At 59.5% G+C, this 5,042-nt stretch carries 2 rRNA genes; both read left to right on the top strand.

Annotated features, from left to right (window positions below):
- Nucleotides 1-1,437: ribosomal RNA gene (locus KIH75_RS09820) — 16S ribosomal RNA — on the top strand; the annotation flags it as partial.
- Between the two features lie 420 nt (nucleotides 1,438-1,857).
- Nucleotides 1,858-4,918 (top strand): 23S ribosomal RNA (locus KIH75_RS09815).
- Nucleotides 4,919-5,042: the final 124 nt, after the last annotated feature.

The following is a 5,042-nucleotide window of genomic DNA, read 5'->3' as shown; positions in this document are numbered from 1 at the left end:
TGGTGAGAGTGGCGAACGGGTGAGTAATGCGTGACCGACCTGCCCCATACACCGGAATAGCTCCTGGAAACGGGTGGTAATGCCGGATGCTCCGGGCCATCGCATGGTGGTTCGGGAAAGATTGTATCGGTATGGGATGGGGTCGCGTCCTATCAGGTAGTCGGCGGGGTAACGGCCCACCGAGCCTACGACGGGTAGCCGGCCTGAGAGGGCGACCGGCCACATTGGGACTGAGATACGGCCCAGACTCCTACGGGAGGCAGCAGTGGGGAATATTGCACAATGGGCGCAAGCCTGATGCAGCGACGCCGCGTGCGGGATGAAGGCCTTCGGGTTGTAAACCGCTTTTGTCGGGGAGCAAGCCTTCGGGTGAGTGTACCCTTCGAATAAGCACCGGCTAACTACGTGCCAGCAGCCGCGGTAATACGTAGGGTGCAAGCGTTATCCGGAATTATTGGGCGTAAAGAGCTCGTAGGCGGTTCGTCGCGTCTGGTGTGAAAGTCCATCGCTTAACGGTGGATCTGCGCCGGGTACGGGCGGGCTGGAGTGCGGTAGGGGAGACTGGAATTCCCGGTGTAACGGTGGAATGTGTAGATATCGGGAAGAACACCAATGGCGAAGGCAGGTCTCTGGGCCGTTACTGACGCTGAGGAGCGAAAGCGTGGGGAGCGAACAGGATTAGATACCCTGGTAGTCCACGCCGTAAACGGTGGATGCTGGATGTGGGGCCCATTCCACGGGTTCCGTGTCGGAGCTAACGCGTTAAGCATCCCGCCTGGGGAGTACGGCCGCAAGGCTAAAACTCAAAGAAATTGACGGGGGCCCGCACAAGCGGCGGAGCATGCGGATTAATTCGATGCAACGCGAAGAACCTTACCTGGGCTTGACATGTTCCCGACGGCGGCGGAGACGTCGCTTCCCTTCGGGGCGGGTTCACAGGTGGTGCATGGTCGTCGTCAGCTCGTGTCGTGAGATGTTGGGTTAAGTCCCGCAACGAGCGCAACCCTCGCCCCGTGTTGCCAGCACGTTATGGTGGGAACTCACGGGGGACCGCCGGGGTTAACTCGGAGGAAGGTGGGGATGACGTCAGATCATCATGCCCCTTACGTCCAGGGCTTCACGCATGCTACAATGGCCGGTACAACGGGATGCGACATGGCGACATGGAGCGGATCCCTGAAAACCGGTCTCAGTTCGGATTGGAGTCTGCAACCCGACTCCATGAAGGCGGAGTCGCTAGTAATCGCGAATCAGCAACGTCGCGGTGAATGCGTTCCCGGGCCTTGTACACACCGCCCGTCAAGTCATGAAAGTGGGTAGCACCCGAAGCCGGTGGCCTAACCTTCTTGGGGGGAGCCGTCTAAGGTGAGACTCGTGATTGGGACTAAGTCGTAACAAGGTAGCCGTACCGGAAGGTGCGGCTGGATCACCTCCTTTCTACGGAGATTCTTATTGGGCCATCGTTCGGTGGCCTTCCTGCCCGGTTCCCGCGGTGGTCGCGGGGTTTGTCCGGGCCGCTGGTGTGGAAGAGATCGTTGGCGTTCGAGTGGTACGGCATGCTTTTGGGTTCCCGGATCGCCACCCATGGGGTTTGTTCCCGTGTGGCGTCCGTCGTCCCGGCGCGCGGCGCGTCCCCTCGTGGGGTCGTGGGTTTGCGGGTCGGGTGCGTGGCGGTTTGAGAACTGGATAGTGGACGCGAGCGAAAGGACAAGTCGTTTCTTGTCTCTTTTGCTGTGATTTTTCGATCGAACTTCATTTTTGGTGTTGTTCGTCGATCGTTTTGTGATCATTTCAGATGTGATGATTTGTCGTCTGGGAATTTGCTGATTGGGCGTTTGCGGGTCCCGCACGGGTGTGTGGGTTGCCTGCAAGGGCGTATGGTGGATGCCTTGGCAGACAGGACCGATGAAGGACGTTGGAGGCTGCGATAAGCCTCGGGGAGCCGCCAACCGGGCTTTGATCCGAGGATTTCCGAATGGGGAAACCCGCCGGCCGTCATGGGCCGGCACCGCCTTCGGGCGGGGGGTACGCAGGGAAGTGAAACATCTCAGTACCTGCAGGAAAGGATATTCCGTGAGTAGTGGCGAGCGAAAGCGGATCAGGCCAAACCATGGGCGCGTGATACCCGTCGGGGGTTGCGCTTGTGGTGTCGTGGGAAGTCTTGTCCCGGCGCCGACGCGTCGGGCGGGAGTCACAAAACCATGTCCCAGGCGAACCGGGTTGAATACCGGGCCGCAGAGGGTGATGGCCCCGTAGCCGTAAGGACATGGTCTCCCGATGGGTTCTCCCAAGTAGCACGGGCCCCGTGGAATCCCGTGCGAATCAGTGCAGACCGTTGCATAAGCCTAAATATTCCTGTCTGACCGATAGTGAACGAGTACCGTGAGGGAAAGGTGAAAAGTACCCCGGGAGGGGAGTGAAACAGTCTCTGAAACCATGCGCCTACGAACCGTCGGAGCCTTTCGGGGTGACGGCGTGCCTATCGAAAAATGAGTCTGCGAGTCAGTGGCATGTGGCGAGGTTAACCCGGGTGGGGGAACCGTAGCGAAGGCGAGTCTTAAAAGGCGTTTGAGTCGCGTGTCCTGGACCCGAAGCGGGATGATCTAGCCCTGAGCAGGTTGAAGCGCGGGTAAGACCGCGTGGAGGACCGAACCCACTTAGGTTGAAAACTGAGGGGATGACTTGGGGCTAGGGGTGAAAGGCCAATCAAATTCCGTGATAGCTGGTTCTCTCCGAAATGCATTTAGGTGCAGCGTCGCGTGATTACATCCAGGGGGTAGAGCTACTGGATGCTTGCGGGCCCATACCGGGTACCAACAGCAACCAAACTCCGAATACCTGCGATGCGTATCGCGGCAGTGACCCGGCGGGGGATAAGCTCCGTCGTGGAAAGGGAGACAGCCCAGATCGTCGTCTAAGGTCCCCAAGCGTGTGCTAAGTGGGAAAGGATGTGGAGTCGCATAGACAGCCAGGAGGTTGGCTCAGAAGCAGCCATCCTTGAAAGAGTGCGTAACAGCTCACTGGTCTAGTGGTTCCGCGCCGACAATGTAGCGGGGCTCAAGCACACCACCGAAGACGCGGCAACGGCTTTTGCCGTTGGGTAGGAGAGCGTTCCGTTCAGGGGCGAAGCGGCGGCGTGAGCCTGTCGTGGACCGGACGGAAGTGAGAATGCAGACATGAGTAGCGAGAGCGGGGTGAAGATCCCCGCCGCTGGATGACCAAGGGTTCCGGGGCCACGTTCATCGTCCCCGGGTTAGTCGGGTCCTAAGGCGAGGCCGACAGGCGTAGTCGAATGGATGAACGGGTCGATATTCCCGTACCGGCTTTGGGCCGCCCGGTCCGAGACCGGGGTGCTAACCTCCGGTCCTTCCCGGCCGTTCCCTTCGGGGTTCGGTCGTGTTGGACTGTTGGGAACCGCCCGGCAGTAGGGCAGCGCAGGAGTGACACGGACAGGTAGCCGGCCGCGGAGGTGGTTTTCCGTGGTCAAGCACGCAGGCCGTCGTACAGGCAAATCCGTACGGCGTGTGGCCGAGGTGCGATGATGGGGCCGTTCTGGCCGATATCCGGTGATCCTGGCCGTCGAGAAAAGCTTCGGCGCGAGGACCAATGCCGCCCGTACCCCAAACCGACACTGGTGGTCAGGTAGAGAATACCGAAGCGATCGAGCGAATCCTGGTCAAGGAACTCGGCAAATTGCTCCCGTTCCTTCGGTTTAAGGGAGACCCCCTTCCGTGACGGTCCTCGCGGCCTGAGCGGAGGGGGGTGGCACAGGCCAGGGGGTAGCGACTGTTTACCAAAAACACAGGTGCATGCGAAGACGAAAGTCGCTGTATATGCACTGACGCCTGCCCGGTGCCGGAAGGTTAAGAGGATCCGTCAGCCCTTTGGGCGAAGCGGTGAATTCAAGCCCCGGTAAACGGCGGTGGTAACTATAACCATCCTAAGGTAGCGAAATTCCTTGTCGGGTAAGTTCCGACCTGCACGAATGGCGTAACGACTTCCCCACTGTCTCGACCAGGAGCTCGGCGAAATTGCAGTACGAGTAAAGATGCTCGTTAAGCGCAGAAGGACGAAAAGACCCCGGGACCTTTACTATACCTTGGTATTGGCATTCGGTGTGGATTGTGTAGCATAGGCGGGAGGCCGTGAGGCGCGGGCGCCAGCCCGCGCGGAGCCGTCGTTGAAATACCGCTCTGTTCGCATTGGATGTCTAACCTCGAGCAGTTATCCTGCTCAGGGACAGTGCCTGGCGGGTAGTTTAACTGGGGCGGTTGCCTCCCAAAGAGTAACGGAGGCGCTCAAAGGTTCCCTCAGCCCGGTTGGCAATCGGGTGGCGAGTGTAAGCGCACAAGGGAGCTTGACTGCGAGACTGACGGGTCGAGCAGGGACGAAAGTCGGAGCTAGTGATCCGGTGCCGGCGTACGGACGCGGCATCGCTCAACGGATAAAAGGTACCCCGGGGATAACAGGCTGATCATTCCCAAGAGTCCATATCGACGGGATGGTTTGGCACCTCGATGTCGGCTCGTCGCATCCTGGGGCTGGAGCAGGTCCCAAGGGTTCGGCTGTTCGCCGATTAAAGCGGCACGCGAGCTGGGTTCAGAACGTCGTGAGACAGTTTGGTCTCTATCCTCTGCGCTCGTTGGAATCCTGAGGAGGCCTGCCCATAGTACGAGAGGACCTGGGTGGACGAACCTCTGGTATGCCGGTTGTCGCGCCAGCGGCACGGCCGGTTGGCTACGTTCGGAAGGGATAACCGCTGAAAGCATCTAAGCGGGAAGCCTGCTCCAAGATTAGGATTCCTCGCGGCCTTCGGGCCGTGTGACCCCCCATGCAGAACACGTGGTCGATAGGCCGGACGTGGAAGCCCCGTAAGGGGTGGAGCTGACCGGTACTAACGGGGGAAAGGCAATCATACAATCACATCAAGTTTTTTTTGGTGTTGCCCGTATTGCGTCCTTCGGCTTGTTCCCGATGATAGGGAGCATCCGTTTGATCCACGGAACGATTCATCGCGTCCATTGTCCGGTTCCCGAACCGCC

Origin of the sequence: Bifidobacterium pongonis (assembly GCF_019331805.1) — a bacterium.
Taxonomy (GTDB): domain Bacteria; phylum Actinomycetota; class Actinomycetes; order Actinomycetales; family Bifidobacteriaceae; genus Bifidobacterium; species Bifidobacterium pongonis.
Note: the sequence above shows the minus strand (reverse complement) of the source record. Positions and strands in the feature narration are given on the sequence as shown.